General features: G+C 71.8%; 2 protein-coding genes. Both read left to right on the top strand.

Going from position 1 to position 1063, the window contains the following annotated elements; all coding sequences use genetic code 11:
* Window positions 1–601, top strand: a 601-nt coding sequence (locus ACEN88_RS32455) for a helix-turn-helix transcriptional regulator (protein WP_413346350.1), incomplete at its 5' end; no start/stop codon positions are given.
* Window positions 602–610: 9 nt separating this feature from the next.
* A partial coding sequence (locus ACEN88_RS32460; RefSeq protein WP_413346352.1) for a thiamine-phosphate kinase occupies window positions 611–1063 on the top strand: 453 nt, incomplete at its 3' end.

Here is a 1063-nt window from a genome sequence, read left to right on the forward strand (position 1 = left end):
CCCCCCCCCCCCTTTTTTTTTAATCATCCGCCCCCCCCCGACATCAACACCTCTCTATTCGGCGGCCGCGTCAGTTGTTTATCCACACCGTCACTCCCCCGGCCTCCCCGCGCGGGGGGGGCGGCTGCCCCCCGACACGACGGTGGTGCGGCCCGGCGGCGACGTCGTCGTCGCCCAGCTGTCGGGCGCCCTGTTCGCGCTGCTGCTGCGCGCCTGGCTGGCCGGAACCGGTCACGAGGCGCCCGGCCTGTTCGCCATCCTGGCCGACCGCCGCCTGGGCAACGCGCTCGCCCGCATGCTGGAATCGCCCGAACGGCCGTGGAAGGTGGAAGACCTGGCCGAGGCGTGCCACATGTCGCGCGCCACGTTCGCCCGCCTGTTCGCGCGCCTGTGCGGCATGCCGCCGGCCGACATGCTGACCCAGCTGCGCATGGCGCGCGCCGCCCGCGCCCTGCTGCAGGGAGAGGGCGCCGTCGGCGACGTCGCGCTGGCCGTCGGCTACCAGTCGGAAGCCGCGTTCAACCGCGTGTTCAAGCGCCATTACGGGATCGGGCCCGGCGGCTACCGGCGCGCGGCCCACGTGGCGGCGGTCACGGATTAGAATCGCGGCATGCTCTCCGAATTCGATCTCATCAAGCGCTACTTCCAGCGCGACCGCGCGCCCGGTCCCAACACCTTCCTGGGCATCGGCGACGATTGCGCGCTGCTGTCCCCCACGCCCGGCAAGGTGCTGGCCGTCTCGTCCGACATGCTGGTCGAGGACCGCCATTTCTTTGCCGGCGCCGACCCGTTCACGCTCGGGCACAAGTGTCTCGCCGTGAACCTGTCGGACCTCGCCGCGATGGGTGCCCGGCCGCTCGGCTTCACGCTGGCGCTGTCGCTGCCGGCGGCGGAACCCGACTGGCTCGACGCCTTCTCGCGCGGCCTGTTCGCGGTGGCCGACGCCCACGGCTGCGAGCTGGTCGGGGGCGACACGACCAAGGGCCCGCTGAACGTGTGCATCACGATCTTCGGCGAGCTGGCGCCCGGCCAGGCACTGCGGCGCGACGCCGAAGATCGTGAT

It is taken from the genome of Massilia sp. CT11-108, assembly GCF_047302915.1.
GTDB classification, from domain to species: domain Bacteria; phylum Pseudomonadota; class Gammaproteobacteria; order Burkholderiales; family Burkholderiaceae_D; genus Telluria; species Telluria orientalis.